Raw genomic sequence first — 16,370 nt, 5'->3', positions numbered from 1 at the left:
AAACATATTACCCCCCTTTATGAAACATACGGAATAGATTTAAAGCTAAAGATGTAATATTTTTGTATTGTACGGTTAAAATCTATTCCATGAAAAAACTATTACTTATTCTGCTATCTATTTTGTTTGCGAATACCGGGGTATTTGCACAATATGTCTATCCGTTCCAAAACACAAGCTTAAGCGACGAAAAACGCCTCGACAATCTCCTGTCTATAATGACAATTGACGAGAAAATAAATGCACTATCCACAAACTTAGGCGTTCCTCGCTTAGGAATTCGAAACACAGGACATTCTGAAGGATTGCACGGGATGGCACTGGGAGGCCCGGGGAACTGGGGTGGTTTCAAAATGGTAAATTATCAGCGTGTGCCCGATGTATATCCTACAACTACATTTCCTCAGGCCTATGGGTTAGGTGAGACATGGGATACAGAACTGATAAAAAAAATAGCTGACATAGAAGCCACAGAAATAAGATATTACACACAAAACGAAAGATATACAAAAGGAGGTTTGGTAATGCGTGCCCCCAATGCAGACTTAGCCCGGGACCCACGTTGGGGACGCACGGAGGAGAGTTTTGGAGAAGACCCTTTTCTGGTATCGGAGATGGCGGTAGCCTTTATAAAAGGACTACAAGGAGACAATCCCCGATACTGGAAATCGGCATCCTTAATGAAACATTTCCTTGCAAACAGTAATGAAGATGGACGGGATTCTACATCCTCTAACTTTGATAATCGACTGTTTCACGAGTATTATTCATATCCTTTCCGAAAAGGTATAGAAAAGGGTGGCTCTCAGGCTTTCATGGCAGCTTATAATAGCTGGAACGGAATACCCATGACGATCCACCCTATTTTGAAAGACATCCGTAAAGACTGGAACTTTAAAGGAATAATCTGTACCGACGGAGGAGCTCTCGATCTATTGATAAAAGCACATAAAACATTCTCAACTCACACAGAAGGTAGTGCTGCCATCGTAAAAGCCGGCGTAGGACAATTCCTCGATAATTTTCGTCCATACATATACGAAGCCTTAGAAAAAGGAATGCTGACAGAAGCAGATATAGACAAGGCTATACGGGGAAATTTCTATATCGCATTGAAGCTAGGCCTACTAGATGGAGATCAGACAAAACTACCTTATGCTCATATAGGAGTTACCGATACAGTTTCGGTATGGAGAAATAAAGAAATTCAAGATTTTGTACGTCTGGTTACTGCAAAATCTGTCGTGCTACTAAAAAATGAGAAAAAACTATTGCCTTTAAAGAAGGAAAACATCAAGAGGATTGCAATTATTGGTCCACGAGCCAACGAAGTATTACTAGACTGGTATAGCGGCACTCCGCCTTATACAGTTTCCATACTACAAGGTATAAAAAATGCAGTCGGTAACAATGTCGAAGTTATACACGAGCCTTCGAATGAAATGGACAAAGCCTATCTTGCCGCACAGAAAGCAGATATAGCCATAGTATGCGTTGGAAATCATGTATATGGCACCGATCCTAAATGGAAATATTCACCCGTGCCGAGCGACGGACGTGAGGCTGTGGATCGTAAAGCTTTATCACTCGAACAAGAAGACTTAGTAAAGATTGTACACAAAGCGAACCCCAATACCGTAATGGCACTGGTCAGCAGCTTCCCTTTTGCTATAAACTGGTCGCAAGAAAATATACCGGCGATACTGCATATTACAAACAACAGTCAGGAACTCGGAAACGGTCTGGCTGACGTAATCTTCGGCGATTATAATCCGGCGGGCAGAACAAATCAGACTTGGGTAAAATCCATTACCGACCTACCCCCGATGATGGATTATGATATACGGAACGGCCGCACATACATGTATGCAAAAGAAAAGCCGCTATACCCTTTTGGATATGGGCTTAGCTACACAAATTTTACCTACTCCGATATGGCTTTATCTTCTTCTACTCTTTCTAAAGGAAAAGATCTAAAAGTATCAGTGAACGTAAAAAATACAGGAGATGTGGATGGAGAAGAAGTAGCCCAACTATATGTATCGTTTCCTCAGTCAAAAGTTGTACGACCAATTAAGCAGCTAAAAGGCTTCAATCGCATTAGTATCAAAAAAGGAGAAAGTAAGACTTTTGAATTCACGCTAAGTGCAGATGATCTTGCATATTGGGACAACGATAAAGATTCGTTTGTAATAGAACCCGGAACTGTGAATCTCTTGATAGGATCATCTTCGGAAGATATCAGACTGACAAAAGAAATACAACTAAAATAACCAATCTAAGACCTATGAAAATACGAATTATTCTTTGCCTCATCATTTGCTTCAGCACGCAGCTTGCGGCCCAACAAAAACGCATATTAGGCGAACCTGTCGACATGAGTATCGACTTTAAAGATTTTCACAATACATTTTTCTTTGCCGACAAAGTGGCTTCATTTAACGGAGCAGAAGGGAAAGGGAAAATCTCGTGGAAACGAACATCGTTGTACACTCGTCAGGCTTTTAATGTAAATACAATCTTGCCACAAGATTTGAAAATGTTAGATTTTCCGGGCGAAGCCTATGAACAAAACCCCGAATTAGACTTCTCGGTAGATTTTGTGACACCACGCACATTGCGAATAAGAATGTTGACAACCCCTGTCCAACCTAAACCGTTCGACTCTCCTATGTTAGTCAAAGAACCGGGCAAAGACAGTTCGTGGAAATATTCTAAAACAGGAAATACCCATACTTACAAAAGCAATTACGGCAGTATAGAAATTGAAGAAAAGCCATTCCGTATCACGTTGAAAGACGAAAAAGGAAAACGATTGACCGATACATGGCGTTGGTGCGACAATGATTCTTCGCAAGTAAAGGTTATCCCTTTCAACTTCATCAAACGGGGATTGGATAATAGCCGGGCAATAAACCCTGTATTTTCATTGTCTCCGGGAGAAAAAATATTTGGTTGCGGCGAATCTGTAACCAAGTTAGACAAAAGAGGACAAAAGGTTAATCTTTTTGTTACTGATCCGCAAGGTCCCGAAACAGATCAAATGTACAAGCCTGTTCCTTTCTTTATGAGTAATCGAGGTTACGGTATGTTTATGCACACATCAGCCCCTGTCACTTGCGATTTTGGGAATACCTATGTAGGTGCAAACAAGCTGTTCATGGGAGATGAAGCACTCGATCTGTTCATATTTATCGGCGAACCGAAAGACATACTGAATGAATATACCGAAATAGTAGGGAAGCCATCTATGCCTCCACTCTGGTCGTTTGGCACATGGATGAGCCGAATCACTTACTTTGAGCAAAGCGAGGGTTATGATGTCGCAGCCAAACTACGCTCATATAAAATCCCGTCCGATGTTATTCACTTCGATACAGGATGGTTCGAAACAGACTGGCAATGCGACTATAAATTTGCGCCATCAAGGTTTTCCAATCCTCAGAAAATGATTGACGATCTAAAGAAAGATGGATTCCATATCTCGCTGTGGCAACTGACTTATTTTACACCTAAAAATAAATTTTTCAATGAAATAATAGAGAAAAACTTGCATGTAAAAAACTCAAAAGGAGAAATGCCTTATGAAGATGCAGTTTTAGACTTTTCCAACCTTGAGACTGTAAAATGGTATCAGGACAAACTTGCAGGATTACTAAAAATGGGAGTTGGTGCAATAAAAGTAGATTTCGGGGAAGCCGCACCAATGGAAGGATTTTATGCGTCAGGGCGCGGTGGATGGTACGAACACAATCTGTATCCGCTACGTTACAACAAAGCTGTTGCAGACATCACCAAAGAAGTCAACAATGAAAATATTATCTGGGCTCGCAGTGCTTGGGCAGGAAGCCAACGCTATCCTCTCCATTGGGGTGGCGATGCTGCGAATACAGATATCGGTATGGATGCGACGTTACGCGGAGGCCTCTCATTCGGACTAAGCGGCTTCTCTTTCTGGAGTCACGATATAGGAGGATTTGTGGTTGCTGCTCCCGAGAATCTGTACCGACGTTGGTTACCTTTCGGATTTTTGACATCGCATAGCCGTGCACATGGAGCACCCCCCAAAGAGCCTTGGCTATACAATGATAACTTTGTAAAAGCTTTTCGTGAATCGGCCGAAATGAAATACAAATTAATGCCGTATATTTATGCACAAGCTAAACTATGTACAGAAAAAGGGTTGCCTATGGTTCGGGCTTTGTTTGTGGAATATCCCGACGATCCCGGAGCATGGCTCATAGAAGATCAGTATCTCTTCGGGTCTGACATATTAGTAGCTCCGATGATGGAAGCCGGAACGGAACGAAATGTATATCTACCCAAAGGCAACTGGATCGATTATCAAAGTGGAAAAACATATCAACAAGGATGGAATGTAATAGAAGCCGGCGAAATCCCTGCTATCATTCTGGTGCGCGAAGGTGCTGTTATCCCGCACGCCCAACTCGCACAGTCTACGGATAAAATCAATTGGTCTGATATAGAACTAAAAGTTTATGGAAACAAAGAAAAAGCGACAGGATTCGTTTGTCTTCCGTCAGACAATAAACTAACAGATATTATTCTTACAAAATCGGGTAGTAATTATCAGCTGGAAAAAGGACAAATACAAGGTGTGCATTATAGGATAAACAAGTAAAAAATGAAGTTCTACAAACTATTTTTATTATTATTTATTTTTTCATGGAGTGGACTTTCTGCTCAAAATAAACAGAACGAATGGCAATATTATTTCGATAAGCCGGCATCCATCTGGGAAGAATCGATCCCATTAGGAAATGGCAGAATAGGGATGATGCCTTGGGGTGGAGTAGAAAGAGAGCGGGTCGTACTAAATGAAATTTCTCTATGGTCGGGCAACAAGCAGGATGCTGATAATCCCGAAGCTTATAAATATCTGGGTGAAATAAGAAGACTTCTATTTGAAAAAAAGAATAAAGAGGCTCAGGAATTAATGTACAAAACCTTCACCTGCAAAGGCAAAGGAAGTGCAGGTTTGGAATATGGTAAATTTCAGATTTTTGCGAATCTGTATGTAGACTTTATATACCCTGACAAATCTGAAGCGACACAGTATAAAAGGGTGCTGGACATGAATAATGCTCTATCTTCTGTTTCTTTCTCGAAAAATGATGTGGAATACAAACGAGAATATTTTACGTCTTTCTCGGATGATATCGGATTAGTAAAATATAGGGCAAGTAAGCCGGGAGCATTAAGCCTAAAGATATCATTGCAACGTGATGAGAATTTTAAAACTTATGCGAGCGGCAATACACTTTATATCTTCGGACAATTGGAAGCAGGAGAAAACCATTCGGGGATGAAATATATGGGAATGGTGAAGGTGATAAACAAGGGAGGAGAATTATCCGCGACAGACAAGGAGATAGATATCAAGAATGCGAATGAAGTCACTCTATATGTTTCATTAGCGACCAACTACAACGGTACGAATCATGAAAAAGCAGCTTCTGACCTCTTGCACAATGCCGGAGTCAATTACGAGAACCTAAAAAAGAAACATATTGCAAAATATCAGGCTCTCTTTAATCGTGTAGACCTGACTTTAGAAAAAAATAAGAATTCCTCACTCGCAATAGATAAGCGACTGGAAGCATTTGCAACAGACAAAACAGATTACGATCTGGCTGCCTTATATATGCAGTACGGTCGTTATCTATTGATATCGTCTACCCGAGAGGGAAGCCTCCCTCCTAACCTGCAAGGACTGTGGGCTCCACAAATAAACACCCCTTGGAATGCTGATTATCATTTGAATATCAATCTACAGATGAATCTTTGGGGAGCTGAAATGTTTAATCTTTCTGAGCTCCACAAACCTACTATCGAATTTGTGAAATCGTTGGTAGAGCCGGGAGAAAAAACAGCAAAAATATATTATAACAGCCGTGGATGGGTCGTTCATATTTTGAGTAATGTATGGGGCTTCACTTCTCCCGGAGAACACCCTTCGTGGGGAGCAACCAACACAGCCGGCGCATGGATGTGCCAGCATCTCTGGGAACACTACTTATACACTCAGGACAAAGAATATCTAAAATCGGTATATCCGACAATGAAAGGTGTGGCTTTATTCTTTGAGGACATGCTGATCGAAGACCCTAACAACGGCTATTTGGTTACGGCTCCGACTACTTCCCCTGAGAACGCTTACATAACACCATCGGGAGACGTGGTAAGTATCTGTGCGGGCTCAGCGATGGACAATCAGATTATTCGCGAATTATTTACAAACGTAACGAATGCTGCAAAAATATTAGAGATAGATAATGAGTGGATCCAAGATATTTCAGCGAAGAAAAAACGACTAGCACCTACTTCAATCGGAAAATACGGACAGGTAATGGAATGGCTCGAAGATTATGAAGAGAGTGAAATTCATCATCGCCATGTATCACAACTGTATGGACTGCATCCGGGAAATGAACTTACGTATGAAAAGACTCCCAAACTGATGGAAGCCGCTAAAGTCACCTTGACAAGACGAGGAGATCAGTCTACAGGATGGTCTATGGCGTGGAAAATTAATTTCTGGGCACGGCTCAAAGACGGAAATAAAGCTTATAAACTGATTGGCGACCTGTTGAAACCCGCTGAAAATAACTGGGGCACCTATCCGAATCTTTTCAGTGCACATCCTCCGATGCAAATAGATGGCAACTTTGGCGGATCAGCCGGAATAGGGGAAATGCTTATACAAAGCCATGAAGGTTTTATAGAACTATTGCCTGCTATACCCGACGGATGGAAGAACGGAGAAGTGAGAGGCATGAAAGTAAGAGGGGGTGCAGAAATTTCCTTTAAATGGAAAGATAACAAGATTCAAAATATACATATCACGGCAACTGCAAACAATCAGTTTGTGATTAAACTAACTAGCGGAAAGCCTTTGATTGCAGGAACAAAGAACTATAAAATAGAAGGTAATAGATTATACCTGACATTGAATAAGGGAAATAAATTGAAATTACGTTAAACAAATAAATATTAAACAATTACAGAAAACATGAAGAAACTATTTTTTTATGTATTATTCGGCTTACTCTTATTGCAAGCAAACGGGCAAACAAAACAGATTCCGGTCTACCTCGACGATAGTAAACCTATGGAGGTCAGAATAGAAGATGCTCTATCAAGAATGACTTTGGAAGAAAAGATTGCGATGATACATGCTCAATCTAAATTTAGTACACCCGGAGTTCCTCGTCTGGGTATTCCTGAAATATGGATGAGCGACGGCCCTCATGGAGTACGTATGGAAATAGATTGGGACACATGGAACCATGCAGGATGGACAAACGACTCATGTACAGCTTTCCCTGCATTAACATGTTTAGCTGCGACATTCAACCCTGAGCTTTCTCTGAAATACGGAAATGCACTGGGAGAAGAAGCTCGTTTCAGAAAAAAAGAAATGATTCTTGGACCCGGTGTCAATATTTATCGCACGCCGATGAATGGCCGTAACTTTGAATATATGGGTGAAGACCCTTACTTAGCCTCTAAGATGGTTGTTCCTTTCGTTAAAGGAGTACAACAAAACGGAGTAGCTGCAACGATGAAACACTTTGCCCTAAATAACCAAGAACTATGGCGCGGGCATATCGATGTAGAAGTGAGCGACAGAGCGTTATATGAAATATACCTGCCTGCATTCAAAGCCGGAGTAGAAGAAGGCAAGGTATGGGCGATAATGGGTTCTTATAACAAATACAGAGGCCAGTATTGCAGCCATCACGAAAGACTTATCAATCAGATACTAAAAGGAGAATGGAAATATGACGGTGTGGTAGTTACAGACTGGGGAAGTGCCCACGACACACGTGAAGCAGCGTTGTACGGTCTTGATATAGAAATGGGTACTTGGACTAACGGACTCACATGGGGTCAAAGTTTTGCTTACGACAATTACTATCTGGCAAAACCATATCTGAAGATGTTGGAAAAGGGCGAATTACCGATGTCTACCCTCGATGATAAGGTTCGCAGGGTATTACGTCTAAACTTTAGAACCAATATGGACAGAAACCGTCCATACGGTAGTTTTGCGACACCCGAACATGCAGCTGTAAGCCGTGAAGTGGCTGAGCAAGGTATTGTATTGATGAAAAATACAAATAACTTTTTCCCGATAGCTAAAGACCGCTACAAGAAAATTGTTGTAATCGGAGAAAATGCAACCCGTTCTTTAACCGTAGGTGGAGGATCGTCTGAACTTAAAGTAAAGAAAGAAGTTTCTCCTCTCGAAGGATTGAAAATAAAATATGGCGCTGATAAAGTATTCTACACGATGGGGTACGGTTCAGGACCTAGCGTATACGATCATTTTATTCCGTCTCCATACAATGCGGATTCATTGAAGCGAGAAGCTTTGGCTTTGGTTAAAGATGCAGACGTTGTTTTATTCTTCGGAGGTTTAAACAAGAACTATCAACAAGACTGCGAAGGCGGAGACCGTACTTCTTACGACCTGCCATTTGGTCAGAACGAACTGATCGAAGACTTGTTGAAAGTAAATAAAAATATGGGAATCGTTATCGTCAGTGGCAACGCCGTGGCTATGCCGTGGTTGGATAAAGTACCTGCCTTGATGCAGTCATGGTATCTTGGTTCGGAAGCAGGAAATGCGACAGCGAATGTAATTGCAGGTGAAATCAATCCTTCCGGAAAGTTACCATTCAGTATTCCGAAGAAGTTAGAAGATAATGGTGCTATGTCTTTCGGTACAATTTCCTATCCGGGAGATAGCATCAAACAGATATACAAAGAAGATATCTTGGTTGGTTACCGTTGGCACGATACAAAGAAAATTCCGGCATTATTTCCTTTCGGCTATGGATTATCATATACCACATTCGAGTATGGTAAAGCTTCTACAGACAAGAAAGAGTACACTAAAAATGACGAAATTAAAATAAGCCTAACTCTTACTAACAAAGGAAACGTTGACGGTGCAGAATCGGTACAGATATATGCATCACAGCAAAAACCTTCGATGGAACGCCCTACTAAAGAATTGAAAGCATTCAAAAAAGTTTTCTTAAAAGCAGGGGAGACTAAAAATGTAGAACTGTCAATACCTGTCAAAGACCTTGCTTTCTTCAATGACAAAGCACACGAATGGGTAGTAGAATCGGATAAGTTCACATTGCATTGTGCTGCATCATCTGCCGATGTAAAAAGCTCTGTAACAATAAATGTGAAGTAAAATTATCTTTATATAGGAACCTGACAGAAATGGAAAGGTGACAAACAGAATCTTTGAAAAAAGTGTCACTTTTGTCACCTTTTCATTATATTAAATTGAAAAACAATCATATAACAGAAGACCATGAAAAGCGTTTTTAGAGCATTCTTTCTCTTTTGCCTCACTACTTTGTTGATCAGTCAGGCTTTTTCGCAAACGGGATATAAAAATCCTATAATACCGGGGTTCAATCCCGATCCGAGTGTTTGCAGAGTAGGAGACGATTTCTATCTTGTAACTTCATCATTCGAATATTTTCCGGGGCTAGCTATCTATCATAGCAAGGATCTGATAAACTGGAAACAGATAGGACATTGCCTAACAAGAGATTCGCAATTGTCATTACACAAAGTTTCAGCATCCGGAGGACTATATGCTCCGTCTATACGTTATCACGATGGGTTATTTTATGTCATTTGTACAAACGTATCAGATAAAGGTAATTTTTACTGTACAGCTACCGATCCGGCAGGCCCTTGGAGCGACCCTATCTGGGTAGATATAAAAAGCATAGACCCTGACATTTTCTGGGATGAAGATGGTAAAACATATTTTGTAACTCAAGGTGATGAGGGTATCCGAATTACAGAAATCGATATTAAAACAGGTAAGGTATTATCTCCCGAACGTCTCGTTTGGGGCGGCATAGGAGGTCGTTTCCCTGAAGCTCCCCACATTTACAAAAAAGATGGTTTCTATTATCTTTTGCTGGGTGAAGGAGGAACAGAATATATGCACAGCGCCACTATAGGACGCAGCAAGAATATATTCGGCCCTTACGAATCATGTCCATTAAATCCGATACTGACTCATGCCAACCGAAGAGGGCAAAGCAATACTATACAGGGTGTAGGACATGCAGATCTTGTACAGGCAAAAGACGGCTCTTGGTGGATGGTATTTCTAGGATTCAGAGTAACGCATCAATGGGCATATTATCATGTACTTGGACGTGAAACATTCTTAGCTCCTGTAGACTGGCCTAAAGGTGGCTGGCCACAAGTGAACGGAAACGGAACTGTATCGCTAAATATGGACGTTCCTACACTCCCACTCCATCCGGTAGAAAAAGCAGCTATACGTACAGACTTTGATACTGATAAACTAGGATTCGAGTGGCAATATTTACGTAATCCTATCAGAGAAAATTATTCGTTTACAGAAAAGAAAGGATGGATAAGAATCAGTACATCTCCATATACATTAGACGAAACTGAGGCAATATCAATGATCTGCCGCCGACAAACAGAGCATGATTTCAGAGCTGAAACTCTTTTAGAGTTCAATTCATCTGCTAATAACGAGGAAGCAGGAATGACATTGATACAAAATAATACGCATCACTACGACTTGTTATTGAAAAAATCGGGCAGTCAATATGTTGTTCAACTACGTGTAAAAGTGGGATCACTTTCTTACATTGCCGGAGAAAAACAAGTTAAAAGTAATAAGCTGAAATTAAAGATTGAAGGTACACCTTCGCAATACGCTTTTTATTGCGCAGAAGCCGATAGCGATAACTTCAATGAATTGGGAAGGCTAGATACCCGATACCTGAGTACTGAGGTTGCAGGTGGCTTTACAGGGGTGATGATAGGACTTTACACCTCTTCGAATGGGAAACCAAGTAAAGCCAAAGCCTATTTTGATTGGTTCGATTACGATGCAAAAAGATAATATAAGATGAAGGTGGGATAATTGCTGTTGTTTTATTTGTCATGTTGAACGAAGTGAAACTTCTCGTGTATTGAAGGTGGAGATTCTTCGTTACACTCAGAATGACAAAAATAGAACAATAACAATTATCCCACCTCTTTACTGTATCAATAAATACTCTCTTTAGCTAGATCGATAAACAGTTCAGACAGTTTCCGGCTGACAGCATCGGCATATTTCCTACCTTTCTCTGCTGTTGACTTTTTAGGGTTTCCAATCCCTGTATCATGAGAGACCTTCGCCCAATTTCTTGGTGTCCAGCCAGTACCGTCTCTAAGAGATTCAGCACTAAAAGTCTTAGACGCTCCGTCTCCTGCAACAGATAGGTTCACCAACTCCGGATGGTAATGCATCATCATTGAGGTTTCCATTTCGCCGGCATGGTCGTCTTTTTCTTCAAAATATCCGGTCTGAGGAACAATGGCGAACAGATTACTTATCACAATCAAAAAATCAGGATATTGAACAGCCAGATCTCGTATCATATTCTTAAAGCTATTTCCACCATGTCCGTTTACAATAATGAGCTTATGTATGCCTTGATAGTTCAGCGAAGAGACGATATCTGATAGTATGGCTTTTTGCGTGTCATAACCGGCATGCAAACAAAAAGGTAGTTCTCTTTGCCCCGGATTCTGCGAGCCAAGATGTATTACAGGTAATACCATGCCTTTCACGTTTTGTTTTTCGTATGCCTTAATGACCGCATCTACTGACAAATCGTGAGCCAGATAGCAATCTGTCATATAAGGTAAATGATAATTATGAGGTTCGGTAGCACCCCATGGCTGCACTGCATAATCGTACTTTCCATTCTTCGTCTCGTTGTATATTGCTGACAGCATATCAAATCGCATGTTCATATCCTTAATTTTTTATTATTTGTAAAGATAACAATAGCTTTTTATCTTTGGTGGGTAAAAAACAAACAGATGAAAGAAAAGATCATAGAGCTCAGAAAAATACTCCCAATACCAATGGGAGAAGCCATACAAATGTTGAAAGACAATGATAATGATGTGGAAAAATGTGTCTACCTATTCAAAGCTAAATCGATAAAGGAAATCCAATCTCTTACCGGCTGCGATGAAGAAATGGCTAATAAGTATTATGAAGCAGAAAAGTACGATTTCAACAGAACAGTATCGGCTATAAGGGAAGATCTTTTCGATAAGAACTATACACTTATAGAGGGAGTAACTAAAGAGAATATCAGTTTGATATATCAATGGCTAAGACTTATTGAAGATAAAGACTTCGGGCTGTCATTAGACTTCTCGTATCTCAATATAGTATTGGATACATTGCTGTTGATCCCTCCATTGAAAGAGACCGCAGAAACAATCCGAAAGGCAAAAGATGCTAAGGATATCATTTTCGAAGGATATTCGGACACCGACAGCCTGGACGAGTTTGTTCGCCGCTACAAAAAGCTTGACGACAGCGAAGAATTTCAAAAAGCGGATCGTATAGTAAACTTAAAGCTCACTATTATAAGAGAAGAGTTGATGCGACATGCTCGAAACTTATAATAAGTTACTCTGTTATAAGGAGCATATCATTTTCATCGAACTGCCAAGATTCAGCATAAGCAACCTCCCAATAATATCCGTCTAAATCTCGGAAATATCCGCTATAACCTCCCCAAAAAACAGCTTGGGGATTTTTTATTACCTTCCCGCCAAAACTCTCTACATCGGCAAAGATAGCATCTACTTCTTCCTTCGATTTTGCATTGTATGCCAATGTAAATCCCGAGAATCCTGTGTTTAGCTGAGGTGTAGCTGAACTATCGATATCCTCCGCTAACATTTTCAGAGGGTAAAGAGCTAATTTTGTCCCACCGTTATTAAAAAAGACAATTGCAGGATTGTCTTCTGTATTGGGAGTTGCAAAACCAAGCTTCTTATAAAACGCACAAGAGGCTTTTACATCTTTTACTCCCAGTGTAATAATATTTATCCGATTCATTATAGTAATTCTTTAATATATTCAAATATAAGATTATATATTGTATAAAAGAAGAGGAGTGGACGTATCCACTCCTCTTTCAAAAAATATTTAAGAAAATTTATTTTGCTATTGCTTTCAATTTATCTTTTTCTTTATCTACTTCAAAAGTTATAGTCCCGTTTTCTGCGACTCCACCCGAAAGGATTAACTCAGCAATCTCATCTTCCACGTAGTTCTGAATAGCACGTTTCAACGGACGAGCGCCAAATTGTACATCATACCCCTTGTCTGTAAGGAAATCCTTCGCTTCCTGACTTAGCTCGATAGTATACCCTAGCTCGGACATACGTTTATAGAAACCTTTTAGTTCTATATCGATGATCTTCTCGATAGAAGACTTATCTAACTGATCGAATGTTATTATGTCATCTACACGATTCAAAAACTCGGGAGAAAAAGACTTATTCAATGCCTTTTGAAGCACACCTCTGGAGAATTCTTTGTTGGCGGCAGATTGCTTATTAAAACCAATACCACCTCCAAAATCTTTCAACTGGCGTGTACCTACATTGGAGGTCATAATCAGTATCGTATTCTTGAAGTCTATCTTACGTCCCATACTGTCTGTCAAGTGACCTTCGTCCATCACCTGCAACAAGATATTATACACATCAGGATGTGCCTTTTCTATCTCATCAAGCAGTACTACAGAATAAGGTTTACGACGTACTTTCTCGCTCAACAATCCGCCTTCTTCGTATCCCACATATCCCGGAGGTGCTCCGACCAAACGCGATACATTGAATTTCTCCATGTATTCACTCATGTCTATACGAATAAGGGCATCGGCAGAGTCAAACAATTGTTCTGCAATCTTCTTAGCTAAGTGAGTCTTACCTACACCTGTAGGCCCAAGGAACATAAATGAACCAATCGGACGGTTAGGGTCTTTAAGACCTATACGGTTACGCTGAATAGCTTTTACGATTTTACTTACAGCCTCATCTTGCCCAATTACAGCAGCTTTCAGGCTATCTTTCATACCTACAAGCTTCAAGCCTTCAGACTCACCAATACGTTGAACAGGCACGCCTGACATCATAGAAACTACCTCAGCCACCATTTCGGCGTCTACTGTTTCGGGTTTCTCTTTCAACGATGCTTTCCAGTCTACTTCAGCCTTATCAAGCTTAGACATCAATTGACGTTGTGTATCTCGAAAACTCGCTGCCAACTCATATTTCTGAGCTTTTACTGCTTCCCCTTTTTGCTCTATCACATTTTTGAGTTCGCTCTCGATTTCTTCAATTTCTACAGGCACCTGTATATTTGCAATATGCATACGTGAACCCGCTTCATCCAAAGCATCAATAGCTTTATCGGGAAAATTACGATCTGTAATATATCTATCGGTGAGTTTTACACAAGCCTCAAGTGCACCTTCAGTATATTTCACATTGTGATGCTCTTCGTAACGTTCTTTGATATTATGCAATATCTGTAACGTTTCTTCTGCTGTGGTAGGATCTACCATCACCTTTTGGAAACGACGTTCTAAAGCTCCATCTTTTTCTATATTCTTACGATATTCATCAAGGGTAGTTGCACCAATACATTGTATTTCGCCTCTGGCCAAAGCAGGTTTCAACATATTAGCAGCATCCAGTGAGCCTGTAGCACCACCCGCTCCTACTATCGTATGTATCTCGTCAATAAACAATATAATATTAGGATTCTTTGATAGTTCATTCAGAATAGCCTTTATTCGTTCTTCAAATTGTCCACGATATTTGGTTCCGGCTACAACCGACGCCATATCAAGGGCAATAACACGCTTATCGAACAATACCCGAGATACTTTTTTCTGTACGATTCGTAATGCCAAACCTTCAACGATGGCAGACTTACCAACCCCCGGTTCTCCTATTAATATAGGATTGTTTTTCTTACGACGGCTGAGAATCTGAGCTAAACGTTCAATTTCTTTTTCACGACCTACAATTGGGTCTAGCTTATTTTCCAAAGCCGACTTCGTCATGTCTATACCGAAATTATCGAGTACAGGCGTATCTGTAGCCTGACGAGGTTGTTGTGTACCAACGTTCGAATTTCCACTGCTTATTGGTTCATCATCCTCATCGTCATCATCTGTAAAGTCGGCGCCCATACGAGGCGACTGCTTTTTATTTTCATGCATTATATCACCCATACTTTTTATATAAGTGAAAGCTCCGTTATAATCCATATGATATTCTTCCAACAGCATCGCCGCTATATTGTCATGATCTTTAAGAATGGCAAGAAGTAAGTGCTCGGAGTCAGTTTCCTGACTTTTTGTAAGCCTGGCTTCAAGTATACTCATCTTTAAAATCTTTTCAGTACTTTTACTTAATACGACTTCACTGTTTGGATATGCATCTTCCTGCTGCTTTAATATATTATTATCAATACTATCTTTTAATTCAACCAAATCTATTCCAAAATCCTTTAATGCCTGTATGGCCAATCCTTCTGCATTACGAAGTATACCAAGCATCAAATGTTCGGGTGCCAGATAATTGGTTTGAAGACGTCCGGCCTCCTCACGGCTATACCCCATGATTTTGCGAACTCTTTGTGAAAAATTATTTTCCATAACCGTCTTATTTGATGTTCTTTGCGTATGTTGCAAATATAAGCTTTATTTCTAATAGCCTTTTAGATTAAAATAAAATACCTATTTATAATATTGAAACAAAAACTATGCCATAATGTTTTTTAGATACTTGCTAAATTTATTCTTTAAATGATAAAAAAATCTTGAAGCGGACAATCTTTTAATTACAACTTAACCTCTCTGTGTCAGCTTTGTAACAATTACAATCTAAATTTATGCTATAGAATTAGAGAGCTAATTAAGTATTTAATGAATAATAAGATCTATTTATCAATCAAGCATACTAATAACAAATATAAATATTTGTAAGGTTTTACTCATAAAAACCCGATGTTTAAATTCCATATAAATAGTTAATATCTCTTATGCGATTCTTCGAACCAAAGACTCAGATAGTTATAATTTAGACTAACTATTTACAGAAACAAATATATTACATTTTGATTCTAAAAACGAAACAATAAAATTATATTAATGTTAAAATTATATTTTTTATATCATTAAGTTTGTTTTATAAAAAATTATACATACTTTTGTAAAGTATTTTTCATGGTATTAGATTTATGGTTAGGAGTGAAGATTGGTTGTCGTGAGACAACCATTCCTATTTTATACCGGTTTCTAAAATATTTATCCTTGATTATCAATCAAAACGTCCCACTTTTAAGCATTACCTATCTTTCACCTCATTTTATACAATCTGAAATCTTTAGAGCATCAGATATCATTCTGCTCGGAAATTCTGTCATTAATTATTACTTTGTCTAAAGA

Annotated in this window: 9 protein-coding genes; 6 read left to right on the top strand and 3 right to left on the bottom strand. The window is 39.6% G+C overall.

Annotated elements, in window-relative coordinates; translation table 11 throughout:
* Nucleotides 1–89 precede the first annotated feature (89 nt).
* The 5 genes from QOX35_RS07000 (at nt 90) to QOX35_RS06980 (ending at nt 10,951) form a co-directional block, all read left to right on the top strand.
* A complete protein-coding gene (locus QOX35_RS07000; protein ID WP_283686314.1) occupies nt 90–2,273 on the top strand; it encodes a glycoside hydrolase family 3 C-terminal domain-containing protein in 2,184 nt (727 codons plus the stop codon).
* 14 nt (nt 2,274–2,287) lie between these two features.
* The gene (locus QOX35_RS06995) at nt 2,288–4,642 is read left to right on the top strand and encodes a glycoside hydrolase family 31 protein (RefSeq protein ID WP_502846758.1); all 2,355 of its coding nucleotides are present in this window, start codon (nt 2,288–2,290) and stop codon (nt 4,640–4,642) included.
* Nucleotides 4,643–4,645: 3 nt separating this feature from the next.
* Nucleotides 4,646–7,003 carry a glycoside hydrolase family 95 protein gene (locus QOX35_RS06990; RefSeq protein ID WP_283686313.1) on the top strand — a complete coding sequence of 786 codons (2,358 nt, stop codon included), beginning with the start codon at nt 4,646–4,648 and terminating at the stop codon, nt 7,001–7,003.
* Between the two features lie 30 nt (nt 7,004–7,033).
* Nucleotides 7,034–9,235, top strand: a complete 2,202-nt coding sequence (locus QOX35_RS06985) for a beta-glucosidase (RefSeq protein ID WP_283686312.1) — start codon at nt 7,034–7,036, stop codon at nt 9,233–9,235.
* Nucleotides 9,236–9,358: 123 nt separating this feature from the next.
* Entirely contained in the window at nt 9,359–10,951 is a 1,593-nt protein-coding gene (locus QOX35_RS06980) for a glycoside hydrolase family 43 protein (RefSeq protein WP_283686311.1), read from the top strand.
* A 146-nt stretch (nt 10,952–11,097) separates the two neighbouring features.
* Here QOX35_RS06980 and QOX35_RS06975 read toward each other — a convergent pair whose 3' ends face one another.
* Entirely contained in the window at nt 11,098–11,853 is a 756-nt protein-coding gene (locus QOX35_RS06975; RefSeq protein WP_283686310.1) for a creatininase family protein, read from the bottom strand.
* Between the two features lie 69 nt (nt 11,854–11,922).
* Here QOX35_RS06975 and QOX35_RS06970 point away from each other — a divergent pair, with 69 nt between their 5' ends.
* Nucleotides 11,923–12,522, top strand: a complete 600-nt coding sequence (locus tag QOX35_RS06970) for a hypothetical protein (RefSeq protein ID WP_283686309.1) — start codon at nt 11,923–11,925, stop codon at nt 12,520–12,522.
* A 4-nt stretch (nt 12,523–12,526) separates the two neighbouring features.
* On the opposite strand, the gene QOX35_RS06965 is transcribed toward QOX35_RS06970, so the two are convergent.
* On the bottom strand, nt 12,527–12,961 hold the full coding sequence (locus tag QOX35_RS06965; protein WP_283686308.1) for a VOC family protein: 435 nt from the start codon (nt 12,959–12,961) through the stop codon (nt 12,527–12,529).
* Nucleotides 12,962–13,061: 100 nt separating this feature from the next.
* A complete protein-coding gene (locus tag QOX35_RS06960; RefSeq protein WP_283686307.1) occupies nt 13,062–15,578 on the bottom strand; it encodes an ATP-dependent Clp protease ATP-binding subunit in 2,517 nt (838 codons plus the stop codon).
* Nucleotides 15,579–16,370: the final 792 nt, after the last annotated feature.

It is taken from the genome of Dysgonomonas sp. Marseille-Q5470, from assembly GCF_951230145.1.
GTDB lineage: Bacteria > Bacteroidota > Bacteroidia > Bacteroidales > Dysgonomonadaceae > Dysgonomonas.
Note: the sequence above shows the minus strand (reverse complement) of the source record. Positions and strands in the feature narration are given on the sequence as shown.

What these genes read in the sequence shown, in the direction of transcription:
- QOX35_RS07000 (WP_283686314.1), top strand. Translation starts at nt 90, where the DNA reads ATGAAAAAACTATTACTTATTCTGCTATCTATTTTGTTTGCGAATACC.
- QOX35_RS06995 (WP_502846758.1), top strand. Translation starts at nt 2,288, where the DNA reads ATGAAAATACGAATTATTCTTTGCCTCATCATTTGCTTCAGCACGCAG.
- QOX35_RS06990 (WP_283686313.1), top strand. Translation starts at nt 4,646, where the DNA reads ATGAAGTTCTACAAACTATTTTTATTATTATTTATTTTTTCATGGAGT.
- QOX35_RS06985 (WP_283686312.1), top strand. Translation starts at nt 7,034, where the DNA reads ATGAAGAAACTATTTTTTTATGTATTATTCGGCTTACTCTTATTGCAA.
- QOX35_RS06980 (WP_283686311.1), top strand. Translation starts at nt 9,359, where the DNA reads ATGAAAAGCGTTTTTAGAGCATTCTTTCTCTTTTGCCTCACTACTTTG.
- QOX35_RS06975 (WP_283686310.1), bottom strand. Translation starts at nt 11,853, where the DNA reads ATGAACATGCGATTTGATATGCTGTCAGCAATATACAACGAGACGAAG.
- QOX35_RS06970 (WP_283686309.1), top strand. Translation starts at nt 11,923, where the DNA reads ATGAAAGAAAAGATCATAGAGCTCAGAAAAATACTCCCAATACCAATG.
- QOX35_RS06965 (WP_283686308.1), bottom strand. Translation starts at nt 12,961, where the DNA reads ATGAATCGGATAAATATTATTACACTGGGAGTAAAAGATGTAAAAGCC.
- QOX35_RS06960 (WP_283686307.1), bottom strand. Translation starts at nt 15,578, where the DNA reads ATGGAAAATAATTTTTCACAAAGAGTTCGCAAAATCATGGGGTATAGC.